The following is a 13,709-nucleotide window of genomic DNA, read 5'->3' as shown; positions in this document are numbered from 1 at the left end:
CAGCTAAGCGATAAACAGGCTGAGCAGCAGAACCATACCTAAGCCGACCACCGAGTTTATTAACTCCAGCAGCCCCCAGGTTTTGAAGGTGTCTTTCATCGAAATGCCGAACGTCTCTTTAAATAGCAGGAAACCGCCGTCGTACATCAGTGTAATGGTGTTGCTGCCACAGGCAACGGCCAGGCACATCAGTGCCGGGTTGAGGTGAAACGCGTTGACCATCGGCGCAACGATACCCGCCGAGGTGATGGCCGCGACGGCGCCCTGTCCGGTGAGAATGCGGATTATCGCCGTGATTATCCACGCCACGATAAACGGCGACAGCGGGACGTGACTCATAATGTCCACGATATGGTTCCCCACACCGGAAACGACAATCACCTGTTTCAGAATGCCGCCGGCGCTGATAACAAACAGCACATTAGCGATTTTCGCAATCGCGTCGCTGGCGTAGTGGGTAACGCCTTCCGCTGACATCCCACGCTTGATGCCAAGAAACCAGATTGCCGCCAGCGTGGCTAACAGCATGCTGATTTCCGCGCTGCCAAAGAAGGTGCAGACTTTCACCAGCTCCGAGCCTGCGGGCATTAACCCTTTGATAACCGACGAGACAATCATTAGCACCGCTGGGATCAGCGGGATCAGAATGCTGATGCTGAACGGTGGCAAATCCTGCGCGGTTTTCTCTTCGACCGGTTTCAGTAGCGAATTCAACGGAATCGCGTTAATCCCCGACAGGTATTTGGGCAGCAGAATGCCCGCGCAAAACAGCGCCGGGATAATCACTAAAATGCCGTACAGATAGACCTGCACGATGTCGGCATTGAACGCACTGATGAGCGCTACCGGGCCGGGCTGCGGCGGGAAAAGGCTGTGTCCCATGGTCGCGCCAACCACGGTGGGCACCACTAATTTCATATACGGAATATTGGCTTTTTTAGCGATATTCAGCACCAGCGGCATGGCAATCAGAAATGCCACTTCATAAAACATGGCGATGCCAAAAATAACGCCGATAAACATCAGCCCGACAGAAAGAAAACGTGTTCCGCAGCGTTCAATGACACTATCTGCAATACGCTGGCTGGCGCCGGATTCTGTCATGAATTTACCAATGATAGCGCCAAATATAATAATCAATGCAAGATGGCCGAGAATACTTCCAAGACCGTCCTGAATAACGGTAACAATTTTATCCAGCGGAATACCTTCCATAATCGCAACAAATATCCCTGCGATCAGTAAGGCGAAAATATTGTGGAATTTATATTTCAGATTCATAACGACCAGGAGTGCAATACCAACCAGCACCCAAAATAGCGCTAACAGCGGGGACATAGAGAATACCTTAGAGATTTGCCTTAAATGAAAGCCGGCGGAGCCACCGGCCTGAATGACATTTGATTAATGTTGTTTTTCGAGCGCTTCCCACAAGCCGTGCAGGTAGGTGACGCCGAGGGCGCGGTCGTAAAGCCCGTAGCCCGGACGCCCGGTTTCGCCCCAGATAAAGCGCCCGTGGTCGGGGCGGATATAACCATCAAAGCCGTTATCGTAAAGTGATTTCATTATCTGGAACATATCCAGCGAGCCGTAGCGGGATAAATGCGCAGACTCATAAAAATCTTTATCTTTAATGAGCTTAATATTTCTTACGTGGGCAAAGTGAATGCGTTTGCGGCGGGTAAATTCCGCGAGGATTTGGTAGACATTATTATCCGGATCTTCAGCAATGGAACCGGTGCATAATGTAATACCATTGGCCTCTGAATCCACTGCATTACAAATCCAGTCGAGATCGTCGCGGTTTTTTACAATACGCGGCAGGCCAAAAATAGAGTACGGCGGATCGTCCGGATGAATGGCCATTTTTATGCCGACTTCTTCACACACTGGAATAATACGTTCAAGGAAATACACCAGGTTTTCGCGCAATTTCGCGTCGTCGACATCTTTATATTTGGCAAACAGCTCCTGCACTTTTGCCAGCCGTTCTGGCTCCCAGCCGGGCAGGGCGAAACCGTTGGAATTCTCCAGCACCTCTTTCACGACTTCATCGAGAGTTTTATCGATGCCTTTTTTCTCGAACGCCATGGTGAGTGAACCGTCTGGCAGAACATAGTTCATGTCGGTTTTCATCCAGTCGAAAACCGGCATGAAGTTATAGCAAATCACCTTCACGCCGACTTCCGCCAGGTTGCGAATAGTTTGCTGGTAGTTGGCAATTAACTGCTCGCGGCTGGGCAGGCCAATTTTGATATCATCGTGAATGTTAACGCTTTCAATGACTTCCATCTTTAAACCAGCCTGATGTACCTGATCGGCAAGCGCGCGGATTTTCTCTTTGGGCCACACGTCGCCAACCGGAACATCATAAAGCGCGCCAACGACACCTTCGACGCCGGGAACTTGCCGGATGTGCTCCAGCGGAATTTTGTCTTCAACTGGACCAAACCAGCGCATTGTCATTTGCATGCTCATTACCACCTTTAAACGTTTTGCTTAACTACCATACTAGTATTGATAATAGCCGGATGGTAAGCGCATTTGTGCGATCCACTTCACACAAACCCCTTTGCCGGGGGCGAAACCCTGAGAAGCAAACAGAACAGTACGTTAATCTGCTGATAACGTTTTACTGACAAATATTTTTAAAATAGTGCTTGCGCTGTCAAAGCAACCATGCGTTAATGCGTCGTCGGTTTGATAAATCATTATCTCCAGCAGTTCACTAAAGTCTTTCTCATCTCTAAGTACCTCCTTGCTACTTCTTTTTGGGTCTTCGCTTTACACTCTGATAAAAATAATGTCTCAGACCATTACTGCCGCATTCGGCGAACAAAAAGAAGGTAATAAGCATGTCTACTAAAATGAACGGTATCGTTAAATGGTTCAACGCTGAGAAAGGCTTCGGTTTCATTACTCCGAAAGATGGCAGCAAAGATGTATTCGTACATTTCTCCGCTATCCAGAGCAATGCATTCCGTACTCTTGAAGAAAATCAAGAGGTTGAGTTTACTATTGAGAACGGCCCGAAAGGTCCGGCTGCGGCCAACGTGGTTCCGCGCTAAGGATTTAGAATTATTAATCATATTCATTTTCGCTGCCCGTGCTGCCACGGATCGCAATACCGAATTTCCAGCTTTGATATAACTGAGAAAAATCCGGCAGGTGCCAAATGTATTTTTTGCAAATCAGCAATGACCACATTTGATAATATCGCCGCATTTGTTCAGGCCAGCCAGGCGCCACTGGAATTCCGTAAATAATAAAAAAACAGGTCAGTTTTCTGGCCTGTTTTTTTATGTCGAGCAATAAACTTCATTTTTTTCTGCAATATACAGAACCCGCGCCCGAATTACTCGTCCATTAACATAATCATTTTGATCGAACGGTTGCTGGTTAACTGCCAGGTCATCTGCCGGTAGTGCAGCTCGCCTTGTTGCGGATGATGAAAAACGCGCTCGCCACCCTCACGCACCACCACTTGCTGGCGCGACCAGAACGCGCGAAACAGTTCGCTATCATTACTCAGGCTCTGCACAAACTGGTTCAGCCCCTTGTCGTGCGGGTAGTGCATCGCGTCCGCGCGTAGCTCGGCGACAATCCGGCTGGCGCGCGTTTCCCAGTTGACAACCAGCGTTTGCGCCAGCGGGTGGCGAAACATAAAACTCATCATATTCGGTTGGGTATCATTATCCAGCCAGCCGCTGAACAATGTCTCAGCGGGTGTATTCCACGCCAGCATATTCCAGGTCAAATCCAGCAAATAGCAGGGGCAGGCCATCTGATTCACCGTGGCCAGCACAGCAGGTTCGACGGTAATGACGTGCTCTTCCTGCGGATCGTTTTGCAATGCCAGATGAAACAAATATTTGCGCTCTGCGGCGGTCATTTTTAACACGCTGGCGATATTCGACAGGGTTTGCGGCGAAACGACAATATCCCGCCCTTGTTCAATCCACGTATACCAGGTGGTGCTAATGCCGCTAAGTTGCGCCACTTCCTCCCGCCGCAATCCACGCGTGCGCCGCCGCCCTTGCGCCGGCAAGCCAATATCCGCAGGCGCGGTGTTTTCCCGCTGCGATCGCAAAAAAGCGCCAAGGGTTTTCGGCCCGGCAAATAAGGTACTTTCCATGGGTAGTACTCGTTAATACCAGTATAAGTACACATATTGTACCCCTATAAATGCGGTCGTATAGTCGCCAAAGAGCAACTTTTTGTCGTGCTAAAAAGGAAAAGAGAATGTCGGTTAATCATCATGAGTTAACAAAAAAGCAGTTTGGCGACCAGGCAGAGGCGTATCTGACAAGCCAGGTGCATGCGCAAGGCGCAGATTTAGTGCGGCTGGTCGAGTGGCTGAGTACTGATGCGCATGCCTCGGTGCTGGATTTAGGCTGCGGTGCCGGGCATGCCAGTTTTGCCGCCGCAGGCGTGGTGCGCGAGGTGACGGCGTATGACTTGTCGGAAAAAATGCTGGCGGTAGTGCGCCAGGCAGCGAGCGTTCGTCAATTACACAACATCACTACTGCCCACGGCGCGGCGGAAAAGCTGCCCTTTGCCGACAATACCTTTGACGCGGTGATCAGCCGCTACTCGGCGCATCACTGGCATGATGTCGCACTGGCGCTGCGCGAAGTTAAACGAGTGCTGAAACCTGGCGGGAAATTTATCCTGATGGATATCGCCTCGCCCGGCCGTCCGGTGCTGGATATCTGGCTGCAAACCATTGAAGTGCTGCGCGATCCGTCCCACGTACGTAACTACTCCCCGGCCGAGTGGCTGCAAATGACGCAGCAAAGCGGCATGCTGGTTGAGAAGATGGTTTCTGATCGGCTGGCGCTGGAATATCACTCCTGGGTGGAGCGCATGAACACGCCGGAGGTATTGCGTGCGGCGATCCGCTACCTGCAAAACCAAACCTCGGACGAGGTGAAAGCACACTTTCTTATTGGCGACGATGGCTCGTTTACGTCCGACACGCTGATGTTTCAGACGCGCGCGTAAGCAAAACCGGTGCGCCCACCACGCGGGGCGCACCGGTTTCTTAGCCAATCGCGTTACCGATCACGTCACGAATGCGTTGGGCAATGTAGCCGACATGGGTTTCCAGCGCGAAATGCCCGGTATCAAGCAGCTCGACCACCGCATTTGGGTTATCGCGTTTATAAGCGTGCGCGCCTGGCGGGATAAAAAACGGATCGTGCTCGCCCCAGATAATCAGCGCGGGTGGCTGGTGGGTGCGGAAAAAGGCCTGAAACTCCGGGTAGCGCTTCAGGTTGTTGGCGTAATCGAGAAACAGATCCAGCTGGATCGCTTTATTTCCGGGACGCTCCATCAGTAATGTATCCAGTTGATAACCTTCCGGGGCGACAGTTTCAGGATCGCGCACACCGTGCAGGTACTGCCATTTTGTCCCTTCCAGATTGAGGATCGCATCGTTAACGACCTGCCGATTTTCCGCGGTCGGCGCCTGCCAGTAAGCCTGAACCGGCGCCCATGCGTCGCCTAAACCCTCCAGATACGCATTGCCATTTTGCGAAATAAACCCGCTTACCCGTTGCGGGTAATGCAGCGCCAGCCGCAATCCGGTCGGCGCACCGTAATCAAAAACATACATGGCAAAACGTTGCAGATTCAGCGCATCGACAAAAGCAATCAGCGTGTTTGCCAGCCCATCAAAGCTATAGCGGTAATCGCGCTCAGCGGGGACTTCGGTAAAGCCGAAGCCGGGCAGATCCGGGGCGATAAGGTGAAACTTATCTGCCAGTAGCGGGATCAGTTCGCGAAACTGATGCGAAGAGCTGGGAAAACCGTGCAGCAGCAGTAATACCGGGTTTTCCGGGTTACCGGCTTCACGGTAAAACACCTTCACGCCATCGGCGTCTGCATACTGATAGCGAACCGGGAAATGCGTATTGGCAGTCATATCGTCACCTCTTTTGAAACCGTTAAAAATTAATTTATAGGGTTACTTCGAAGCTGAGTATGGCGAAATAATGTAACTGTGTAAAATGTATTTTATCGGTTACAATGGGCGAGTGAATGAAAAACAGGGGAGAACAACGATGACAGCAGCCACGTTACCCGGCGCGGAAGGCCCGTGGTTTATTGCCGAAGATCAGGCGCTGGATTTTATCAACACGCTGGCGATGGCGGAAAAATCGCCGCATGACTTTTGGCAGTCCGATGACGATGTGCGCCAGTGGCTACAGCATGTCGGTTTGCAGGTTAACGCGATGGCAAAGCCGGGAGAGTTGCTGGCTGAAGCGCGCAGGTTGCGTGCGTTGATTCGCCAGCTTGTCGAAGAGAAAAAGCACGGGCAGGAACTGTCGCTGGATGAGCTGAACGGCTGGCTGGCGCAGGCGCAAAGCCACTTACGCCTCGTGGTCGATGAGCAAGGCGCGCTGCAAACGCAGCGCGTTTATTTGCTTGATACGCCGCAGCAAGCGCTGGCACCGGTTGCCGAGCAGGCAGCAGCATTACTGGCAAACGGGCAGTTTGACTATATCCGCCAGTGTGAGCATCCGGATTGCACATTGTGGTTTTACGATAAGACCAAAGCGCATCGCCGCCGCTGGTGCAGCATGGCGCTGTGCGGCAACCGGGCAAAGGTAGCCCGATTCCGCGCCAAAAGTAATTAATTCGGGAGCCAACCAGGAATAAGCCACGGTGATGTAACTGTTTTTGCGCAATAGTCCTCGTGCAGTCACCGCCGCAACGCCGAAAATCAACGGCGTCGATATTTAGTATCTCACCGCCACCAACGCCAGTGACGCGACGATCGTTAGCGGTTTGCCGGAATTGGCCGCGCAAAATGTCACTTTGCGGCACAGCAATATCGCCGCCAACTACGGTATGTGAACCGACAGGGGAAAGCAGTACATATCGAGGCGCAGCACGGGGTTGTACTGGAACAGGCTCGCAGATGGCGTAGAAACGTAATTGAGAAAATGCCCGGCATGCCAGCGCTGCCGGGCAAATTACTGGCCTAGCGCGGGATAATGTTTTCCGCTTTCAGGCGGTCAAACAGCGCGGTAAAGGAATCCAGCGTGCTGCGATAACCGGTAAAGCCGGCTTTGCGGCTCTTGCTCATGTCGGCGAAGGCTTCCATCGGGCGACCGAGGTCGGCATCCGTATGCCACCAGGAGGCCAGTTTACCGATGTCTGATTCTGCCAGTTGATACTTGTCCGCGATCTCTGTCCACGCGGCTTGTGCCTCTTGCATGCGCCCTTCCAGCGGCATCATGCTCGCCGGGAAGGCGGCCGCTTCAATGCCGAAATAAGCCGCCAGCCGCGGCCATAACCAGTTCCAGCGGAACACATCGCCATTCACCGCATTAAAATCTTCGTTCGCGCCACCGTCGCTCACCGCCGCCCAGCTCAGCTGCTCTGCCAGTAAACCGGCGTCGGTCACATCGGAGACACCGTTCCACTGCTCAGGTGAGCCGGGGAAGATAAACGGCCACCCTTTTTCGCGGCACAACGTGGCGTAAACCGCCAGCGTCTGCCCCATGTTCATGGCGTTACCGAGCGCATACCCGATGATGCTGTGCGGGCGATGTACGCTCCAGCGGTAACCGTATTTTTTCGCTCCGGCGAACACTTCATCTTCCTGGGCATAGTAGAAGTTATCCACGTCCTGGCGACCCTGTTCTTCGCGAAAAGGCGTGACCGGCACATTGCCTTTGCCGTAGGCTTCGAACGGGCCCAGATAGTGTTTCATGCCGGTGACCAGCGCGACATGCGCCCCGGCCAGGCGCTCGCCCAGCGCATCAATGACGTTTTTCACCATCGCGCCATTAACGCGAATATTGGCTTTTTCATTCTCCTGGCGCGCCCAGACGCTAAAGAATAGCGCATCGGGTTTCTCGTTTTTCAGCGCCTCGTTGACTGCCGCCGTGTCGGTTAAATCTGCCGTCAGGCTGGTGCAGCCCGCCGGAACCGCGCCGCGCCCGCGTGATAAACCAGTAACTTGCCAGCCGTCTGCCAGCAGTTTCTCTGCCAGCGCCCGGCCAATCACGCCGCTGATGCCGACAATTAATGCTTTTTTCTGCATGAGATGTTCCTCTGGGTTTTGTCTACCTCACAGGCTAATAGAGAATTAATTTCTTATCTCTGGTATTAATTCACACCATTCGCAACTTAAATTCACTAATGCCATGAGCGATCAACGTCTGAAAGATATCGTCCCCTTCGTTGCCAGCGTTGAAGAGGGGAGTTTTACCGCAGCGGCGGAACGCCTGCATCTGACCGGATCGGCGGTGAGTAAAAGCGTTGCCCGTCTGGAAGCGCGGTTGGGTTCGCGTTTACTGGAGCGCACCACGCGTCGCCTTGAAGTCACCGATGCCGGGAACGCGTATTACCAGACCTGCATTCGTATCCTGGAGGAACTGGCGGAAGCCGAATCGGTGCTGGCGGCACATCGCACCATTCCGTCCGGGCGGTTGCGCCTCGCCGTGCCAAACACCTACGGGCGGCTGGGCGTGATGCCTCTGCTGATCCCGTTTTGTCAGCAACATCCGGAAATTGATCTTAGCCTGACTTTCTCCGATCGTTTTGTGGATCTGTTCGATGAGGGGATCGACGTTGCTGTACGCATCGGGCAGACCGTCGATCTACCCGCATCGCTGGGGTGCCGGCAAATTGGTCGTGAAAAGATGGTGTTTTGCGCCGCGCCCGATTACCTGCAACGCGCCGGGACGCCACAACATGAGGCGGAGCTGATGCAGCACCGGGCCATTCTTTATGAACGAGTGGATGGCAGCACCAAGCCGTGGTTATTTACCACCGCCGACGGGCACCCGGAGTGGCGCAGCGTGCCATATCGCATGGCGCTCGGCGATGTCGATGCGCAGGTGCAGGCACTTTGCGCCGGATTAGGTGTCGGGCAGATGCCGACCTGGCTGGTGCATGAGCATGTGCAGCGCGGCGAGTTGCAGGTGATTATGCCGCAATACCAGCCGCAGGGGCTGGCGCTCACACTGGTGTGGCCGCGCCGCAAACAGCTATTACCAAAAGTGGACGCGTTACTGATGGCGCTCGGCGCGCTGGAGATCTCTCCGCCGCTTGCCGCACCAGCACTTGACCAATGACAAGGCGGGTGGGTAGGGACTCTCTTTATAATCAGCCCCGTTTCCCTTCTCACTGGTGTGATTTATGGCTTACCAACTCAACCTCAACTGGCCGGAATTTCTTGAAAAATACTGGCAAAAGAAACCTGTTGTCCTGAAACGCGCGTTCCCGGATTTTGTCGACCCGATTACGCCAGACGAACTGGCGGGGCTGGCGATGGAGCCGGAAGTCGACAGCCGCATTGTCAGCCATGTGAATGGTCAGTGGCAGGCGTGGAATGGCCCGTTTGAGTCGTTTGATCATTTAGGCGAAAAAGACTGGTCGCTGCTGGCGCAGGCAGTCAACCACTGGCATATGCCATCAGCCGAACTGGTAAAACAGTTTCGCGTGCTGCCGGAGTGGCGTTTTGACGACCTGATGATTTCCTATTCCGTGCCGGGTGGCGGCGTTGGCCCGCATATCGACCAGTACGACGTGTTTATTATTCAGGGGATGGGCAGCCGTCGCTGGCGGGTGGGCGATAAACTGCCGATGCGCCAGTTCTGCCCGCATCCGGCGCTGCTGCATGTTGATCCGTTCCCGCCGATCATTGATGAAGATCTGGAGCCGGGCGACATCCTCTATATTCCGCCAGGATTCCCGCACGATGGTTTTACTCACCAGGAAGCGTTCAACTACTCCATTGGTTTCCGTGGGCCGAATGGCCGCGATCTGATCAGCAGTTTTGCTGACTACGCGCTGGAAAACGATCTCGGGAACGAGCACTACAGCGACCCGGATTTAACCTGCCGCGAACATCCGGGCCGGGTAGAAGCGTACGAGCTGGAGCGCGTGCGCAATATGATGATCGAGTTGGTTAGCCAGCCGGAGCATTTCAAACAGTGGTTTGGTAGCTTTATTTCCACGCCGCGCCACGAACTGGATGTCGCACCGGAGCCGGACGATTACCGCGTTGAGGAAATTGTCGATGCGCTAAAAGAGGGGCAGGTGCTGACGCGTCTTAGCGGTTTGCGTGTGCTAAACGTTGACGGCAGCGTCTTTATCAACAGCGAATATCTGGACACGGCCGATGCGCAAGCCGCCGATGCGCTGTGCCGCTACACCATTATCGGCCGCAATGAGTTGGGCAACGCGCTGGATAACCCGGCTTTTGCACAAGAGCTGACCGATCTGGTCAATCAGGGTTACTGGTACTTCGACGAGTAAATTTTACTCGTGTTTCCAGCAAGAAAGTGACTGAGCATTTATGGTGTTCAGTCACTTCAAATCCCGTCAAAAATAAAATCCATCGCGTTGCGGATCACGTCGCGCTGCGCGCGCATACTGCAAACCTCTTCACCCAAAATCGCCAGGCTGACGCCTGCAAGATCGTGGGTCAGTAGCAAATACGAGTTCCCTTCGATCTCCAGTACCGGGTTTAACCGCTCAACCCGGCGGCGATCTTTGTAATCCGCCAGTGGGCAGAGCGGGATCATCACCCGCGAGTTCATGCTACCGATAATATCGCTCTGTACATCCAGCAGAAACGGGAAATCCCGGCTGTTACTTTTGTTCCGATAAACCGAATATTGCATGGATTAAAACTTCCTGTGTTCATCCGAGAAGTGGCCGCGTTCGGCAATAAATTCATTTAGATCGGCAATGGCGGCGGCATTTTCGCGCTTCCAGCGCTCAGCTGCCAGATTGCGCAGTTCACCTTGCAAGGCGGTCGCAAGTGTTTGCGAAAGGTTGATGCCTTCTTTGCGCGCTTGTTCCAGTAGCTCGCGCTCGACGGTCACGCTGACATTTTGCTTGTTTCGCTGTTTAGGTGCAGTAGCAGGCATGACGTCCCCCTCCTGTGTATAGATGTGTGTAGTATACGCAGGTGTTTGCATGCCATCTAGCCAAAATTTGTACAATACCAATACGTGGCGGAGAAAAAGAATTGCCCGCTCAGCGGGCAATATCTTTATCAATATCGTTATCTCGCGACGATAAAGCGCTTATCGTCGTCGATATAGCTCTTTTCATCAGCGGCAGCGATAATCGAACCAAAATTCATTTCTGCGCGTAGCTTCCAGCTTTCCGGGATCTGCCACGCGGCGCGAACATCGAGATCAATTAACGGGTTATAGTGCTGCAGATTCGCGCCAATGCTCTTTTCCGCCAGCGCCAGCCACACCGCGTACTGGGCGATACCGCTGCTCTGTTCTGACCAGACGGGGAAATTATCGGCATACGCAATGTACTGACGTTGCATGTGAGTGACCACTTCCTGATCTTCAAAAAACAGCACGGAACCGGCCGCAGCGGCAAACCCGTCGAGTTTATCGGCAGTGGCGTGAAAGCTCTCCGCCGGGATCACTTTGCGCAGTTGATCGCGCACCATCTCCCAGAAACGATCGTGCTCTTTACCGAGCAGGATCAGCGCGCGCGAACTCTGCGAGTTAAACGCCGACGGCGCCTGGCGGATGGCCTCTTTAATGATGTCAACCACCTCATCTTCGGCGATGGGCAAATCTTTGCCGAGGGTATAAATGGTTCTGCGCGCTTTGGCGAGCGAGAGGAAGTCGTCCACCGCAACGTGAGCAATCCTCGGTTTTAACTCCGCTTCCAGCAATGCCTGAGGCTTGATGGCAGGTGGTGCGTCATCGGTGCGGGCGAGCGTTGATTTTAATATTTGCTGAAACGGATCCATCAGGTGCGGCTCCTGTCATGAGCGTCAGTGGGGTTCAAAGTGTCATTATCAGAGCATAGGCCAGAGCATTTCCATCCTTCAAATAGATGAAAGAAAGCGTGGTATTTGGCGCAAAAAAAGATGTGTCACGGCATCCATATCGTGATGATGTGAAAAAGGGCAAGGCTGTTGAGATAATCCTGAACCTCGCATTTCTGCATTATGTGATAGATTTTCATCTTGCAGGCGGAATAAGCTCAATAATATTCAACAATAACCTGAGCAAGGCGGCGTTTAATTTATAAAATAAATGAAAAATGGATATTTAGATCGATGGCATCAATAATTGATCATGAATTAACCTTTTGCTTTATATGATTTTTTTAACGTTTTAAGACGAACCGCATAGCTAATTTTCCTGTTATTCTCTATTTTAAATAATATTCCTAAAGTATTTTCCAGACTGGTCGATGAATAGAGTTTCGCCAGGCATCGAGGAAAAAAATGAAAATTCAATCATTCGGTCAGGACCTGCCTTTGCCCCCGGATCCACAGGCGGTGCAAAATATCCCGATCCCGCCTTTTGTCGAGACCATTGCGGTGCGTTTATCCTGGGCCTCATCTGTTGCTGAATCGGAAACGTATCGCTTGCTCGCTGCACCTTATTATCACGGCGCAGTGACCACGGAAAACAGAGAACAGTTACTTGCACGCTTTCCTTTTATGGCAGAACTGAATGCGCCTGCGCCGATTGCCGACTATACAATCATGCTGGTCAGCCTGTGGCTGGCTATTGAAGAGATGTATCACCGGGGCAAGTTATTGCCGGACGAGATTATGCAGGGGCTAATGGCAAAAACGACAACCACGCATGGTGCGTGATTGTCGCGAAAATTAAAAAGGCCGGGCGGCGACTATTCCACAACCGCGCGGTTAAGTTCACGCCATAACGTTGTAATCGAGAAGGTAACGTTCCATATAGCGGGCAATGACGTTGCGCAGAATTTCATATTTCTTGCGCATCGGATCGCTGCGATGGAAAATCAGCACCACTTTACGTTTTGGCTCCGGGCTCACGCAGCGAATATAACGAATATTCTCGTTGCCGCCCTGCTGCGTGGAAAGCAGCGGAAAGAAAGAGACGCCGCGATTAAACGCCACACCGCGTCGCAGGGTTTCCAGATGCATGGCGACAAAGCGTGAATCCGGCTCCAGCTCAAATTGATAGCAGTAACGCAGTACCTGGCTGTGCAGGCAATTGCCGTCATCCACCATCAAAATCTTATTATTCTTCAGATGTCCCATATCGATTTCGCTCATTCGCGAATAGGGGTGCTGATGGCTTACGCCCAGCACCAGCGGTTCGTCAAACAGCGGCAGCTCGACATATTTGCTGGTGTCTTTATTGGACGTCATGATCGCGCATTTAATGGCGTCCGACTCCAGCATATGCAGCAACTGGTTGGTTTGCGCTTCGTGAATTTCCAGTTCGATTTCCGGGAAATTTTCGCGGCACACCGTATTGAGATGGGAAAAAATATAGGGCGCGAGCGTCGGAATAATACCGACATCCAGCGTCTGCATCAGGTTCTGATAATGGCTGCTGCTGGCCATATTTTTCAGCGCTTCAATTTCGCGCAGCACCACCTGGGTTTGCTCAACCAGTCGCAACCCGGTTTGTGTGAAACGGATCTTACGCGTGGTACGTTCCAGTAACTGCAAACCCAGCTCATTTTCCAGTTTGCGTAACTGGGCGCTGAGCGTTGGCTGGCTGACATTACAGGCCTCGGCAGCGCGCTGAAAATGGCGATGTTTCGCCAGCGCGACAAGGTACTCAAGATTACGGATGTTCATTGTGTTCCCCGGGGCGCAAGTTTCCGTTCTGCTGAGAACCCGCCTGTAACAACATGCTGTGCAAATGACGTGTGATTGTTTTCAACTCAGTCATCAGGTTTTCCCCCTCATGTTTGCACATGAGATT

16 protein-coding genes are annotated in these 13,709 nt (G+C 52.7%); 7 read left to right on the top strand and 9 right to left on the bottom strand.

Annotation, left to right across the window (positions count from 1 at the left end):
- Window positions 1-3 precede the first annotated feature (3 nt).
- On the bottom strand, window positions 4-1,338 hold the full coding sequence (locus M8Q36_RS01575) for a gluconate:H+ symporter (RefSeq protein WP_249879809.1): 1,335 nt from the start codon (window positions 1,336-1,338) through the stop codon (window positions 4-6).
- A gap of 66 nt (window positions 1,339-1,404) precedes the next feature.
- On the bottom strand, window positions 1,405-2,472 hold the full coding sequence (gene uxuA / locus M8Q36_RS01570; protein WP_249879808.1) for a mannonate dehydratase: 1,068 nt from the start codon (window positions 2,470-2,472) through the stop codon (window positions 1,405-1,407).
- 383 nt (window positions 2,473-2,855) lie between these two features.
- On the opposite strand from uxuA, the gene cspE reads away from it, so the two are divergent.
- Together cspE and ymcF are read left to right on the top strand one after the other, a co-directional pair.
- Window positions 2,856-3,068: a transcription antiterminator/RNA stability regulator CspE gene (gene cspE / locus M8Q36_RS01565; RefSeq protein WP_017457639.1), complete on the top strand. Its 213-nt coding sequence runs from the start codon at window positions 2,856-2,858 to the stop codon at window positions 3,066-3,068.
- Between the two features lie 9 nt (window positions 3,069-3,077).
- Complete coding sequence (gene ymcF, locus M8Q36_RS01560; RefSeq protein ID WP_249882705.1) at window positions 3,078-3,266, top strand: cold shock small protein YmcF; 189 nt, start codon at window positions 3,078-3,080, stop codon at window positions 3,264-3,266.
- A gap of 89 nt (window positions 3,267-3,355) precedes the next feature.
- Here ymcF and M8Q36_RS01555 read toward each other — a convergent pair whose 3' ends face one another.
- On the bottom strand, window positions 3,356-4,135 hold the full coding sequence (locus M8Q36_RS01555) for a helix-turn-helix transcriptional regulator (protein ID WP_249879807.1): 780 nt from the start codon (window positions 4,133-4,135) through the stop codon (window positions 3,356-3,358).
- A 107-nt stretch (window positions 4,136-4,242) separates the two neighbouring features.
- Here M8Q36_RS01555 and M8Q36_RS01550 point away from each other — a divergent pair, with 107 nt between their 5' ends.
- The gene (locus M8Q36_RS01550; RefSeq protein WP_249879806.1) at window positions 4,243-5,004 is read left to right on the top strand and encodes a class I SAM-dependent methyltransferase; all 762 of its coding nucleotides are present in this window, start codon (window positions 4,243-4,245) and stop codon (window positions 5,002-5,004) included.
- A 40-nt stretch (window positions 5,005-5,044) separates the two neighbouring features.
- On the opposite strand, the gene M8Q36_RS01545 is transcribed toward M8Q36_RS01550, so the two are convergent.
- A complete protein-coding gene (locus tag M8Q36_RS01545; RefSeq protein ID WP_249879805.1) occupies window positions 5,045-5,926 on the bottom strand; it encodes an alpha/beta fold hydrolase in 882 nt (293 codons plus the stop codon).
- Window positions 5,927-6,065: 139 nt separating this feature from the next.
- Here M8Q36_RS01545 and M8Q36_RS01540 point away from each other — a divergent pair, with 139 nt between their 5' ends.
- Window positions 6,066-6,641, top strand: a complete 576-nt coding sequence (locus tag M8Q36_RS01540) for a CGNR zinc finger domain-containing protein (protein WP_249879804.1) — start codon at window positions 6,066-6,068, stop codon at window positions 6,639-6,641.
- Between the two features lie 347 nt (window positions 6,642-6,988).
- Here M8Q36_RS01540 and M8Q36_RS01535 read toward each other — a convergent pair whose 3' ends face one another.
- The gene (locus M8Q36_RS01535; protein ID WP_249879803.1) at window positions 6,989-8,056 is read right to left on the bottom strand and encodes an SDR family oxidoreductase; all 1,068 of its coding nucleotides are present in this window, start codon (window positions 8,054-8,056) and stop codon (window positions 6,989-6,991) included.
- A gap of 103 nt (window positions 8,057-8,159) precedes the next feature.
- On the opposite strand from M8Q36_RS01535, the gene M8Q36_RS01530 reads away from it, so the two are divergent.
- Both M8Q36_RS01530 and M8Q36_RS01525 read left to right on the top strand, forming a co-directional pair.
- Window positions 8,160-9,092 (top strand): LysR family transcriptional regulator, encoded by a 933-nt coding sequence (locus M8Q36_RS01530; protein WP_249879802.1) that lies wholly within the window; start codon window positions 8,160-8,162, stop codon window positions 9,090-9,092.
- Window positions 9,093-9,156: 64 nt separating this feature from the next.
- The gene (locus tag M8Q36_RS01525; RefSeq protein ID WP_249879801.1) at window positions 9,157-10,278 is read left to right on the top strand and encodes a ribosomal protein uL16 3-hydroxylase; all 1,122 of its coding nucleotides are present in this window, start codon (window positions 9,157-9,159) and stop codon (window positions 10,276-10,278) included.
- Window positions 10,279-10,334: 56 nt separating this feature from the next.
- On the opposite strand, the gene M8Q36_RS01520 is transcribed toward M8Q36_RS01525, so the two are convergent.
- The 3 genes from M8Q36_RS01520 to M8Q36_RS01510 all read right to left on the bottom strand — a co-directional run bounded on the left by M8Q36_RS01520 (window position 10,335) and on the right by M8Q36_RS01510 (window position 11,749).
- Window positions 10,335-10,646 (bottom strand): CcdB family protein, encoded by a 312-nt coding sequence (locus M8Q36_RS01520; protein WP_249879800.1) that lies wholly within the window; start codon window positions 10,644-10,646, stop codon window positions 10,335-10,337.
- A 3-nt stretch (window positions 10,647-10,649) separates the two neighbouring features.
- Window positions 10,650-10,895 carry a type II toxin-antitoxin system CcdA family antitoxin gene (locus M8Q36_RS01515; RefSeq protein WP_020455098.1) on the bottom strand — a complete coding sequence of 82 codons (246 nt, stop codon included), beginning with the start codon at window positions 10,893-10,895 and terminating at the stop codon, window positions 10,650-10,652.
- 137 nt (window positions 10,896-11,032) lie between these two features.
- On the bottom strand, window positions 11,033-11,749 hold the full coding sequence (locus tag M8Q36_RS01510; protein ID WP_249879799.1) for a nitroreductase family protein: 717 nt from the start codon (window positions 11,747-11,749) through the stop codon (window positions 11,033-11,035).
- A gap of 483 nt (window positions 11,750-12,232) precedes the next feature.
- On the opposite strand from M8Q36_RS01510, the gene M8Q36_RS01505 reads away from it, so the two are divergent.
- Entirely contained in the window at window positions 12,233-12,610 is a 378-nt protein-coding gene (locus M8Q36_RS01505) for a hypothetical protein (protein WP_249879798.1), read from the top strand.
- Window positions 12,611-12,667: 57 nt separating this feature from the next.
- Here M8Q36_RS01505 and oxyR read toward each other — a convergent pair whose 3' ends face one another.
- Window positions 12,668-13,582, bottom strand: a complete 915-nt coding sequence (gene oxyR, locus M8Q36_RS01500) for a DNA-binding transcriptional regulator OxyR (RefSeq protein ID WP_249879797.1) — start codon at window positions 13,580-13,582, stop codon at window positions 12,668-12,670.
- Window positions 13,583-13,709: the final 127 nt, after the last annotated feature.

Source organism: Kosakonia sp. R1.Fl (assembly GCF_023516815.1).
In the GTDB taxonomy this organism is placed as follows: Bacteria; Pseudomonadota; Gammaproteobacteria; order Enterobacterales; family Enterobacteriaceae; genus Kosakonia.
The sequence above is the reverse complement of the archived record's forward strand: the minus strand, read 5'-3'. Positions and strand labels throughout refer to the sequence as shown.

What these genes read in the sequence shown, in the direction of transcription:
- M8Q36_RS01530 (WP_249879802.1), top strand. Translation starts at nt 8,160, where the DNA reads ATGAGCGATCAACGTCTGAAAGATATCGTCCCCTTCGTTGCCAGCGTT.
- cspE (WP_017457639.1), top strand. Translation starts at nt 2,856, where the DNA reads ATGTCTACTAAAATGAACGGTATCGTTAAATGGTTCAACGCTGAGAAA.
- M8Q36_RS01545 (WP_249879805.1), bottom strand. Translation starts at nt 5,926, where the DNA reads ATGACTGCCAATACGCATTTCCCGGTTCGCTATCAGTATGCAGACGCC.
- M8Q36_RS01550 (WP_249879806.1), top strand. Translation starts at nt 4,243, where the DNA reads ATGTCGGTTAATCATCATGAGTTAACAAAAAAGCAGTTTGGCGACCAG.
- M8Q36_RS01575 (WP_249879809.1), bottom strand. Translation starts at nt 1,338, where the DNA reads ATGTCCCCGCTGTTAGCGCTATTTTGGGTGCTGGTTGGTATTGCACTC.
- M8Q36_RS01535 (WP_249879803.1), bottom strand. Translation starts at nt 8,056, where the DNA reads ATGCAGAAAAAAGCATTAATTGTCGGCATCAGCGGCGTGATTGGCCGG.
- M8Q36_RS01515 (WP_020455098.1), bottom strand. Translation starts at nt 10,895, where the DNA reads ATGCCTGCTACTGCACCTAAACAGCGAAACAAGCAAAATGTCAGCGTG.
- M8Q36_RS01520 (WP_249879800.1), bottom strand. Translation starts at nt 10,646, where the DNA reads ATGCAATATTCGGTTTATCGGAACAAAAGTAACAGCCGGGATTTCCCG.
- M8Q36_RS01510 (WP_249879799.1), bottom strand. Translation starts at nt 11,749, where the DNA reads ATGGATCCGTTTCAGCAAATATTAAAATCAACGCTCGCCCGCACCGAT.
- oxyR (WP_249879797.1), bottom strand. Translation starts at nt 13,582, where the DNA reads ATGAACATCCGTAATCTTGAGTACCTTGTCGCGCTGGCGAAACATCGC.
- uxuA (WP_249879808.1), bottom strand. Translation starts at nt 2,472, where the DNA reads ATGCAAATGACAATGCGCTGGTTTGGTCCAGTTGAAGACAAAATTCCG.
- M8Q36_RS01525 (WP_249879801.1), top strand. Translation starts at nt 9,157, where the DNA reads ATGGCTTACCAACTCAACCTCAACTGGCCGGAATTTCTTGAAAAATAC.
- M8Q36_RS01505 (WP_249879798.1), top strand. Translation starts at nt 12,233, where the DNA reads ATGAAAATTCAATCATTCGGTCAGGACCTGCCTTTGCCCCCGGATCCA.
- M8Q36_RS01540 (WP_249879804.1), top strand. Translation starts at nt 6,066, where the DNA reads ATGACAGCAGCCACGTTACCCGGCGCGGAAGGCCCGTGGTTTATTGCC.
- M8Q36_RS01555 (WP_249879807.1), bottom strand. Translation starts at nt 4,135, where the DNA reads ATGGAAAGTACCTTATTTGCCGGGCCGAAAACCCTTGGCGCTTTTTTG.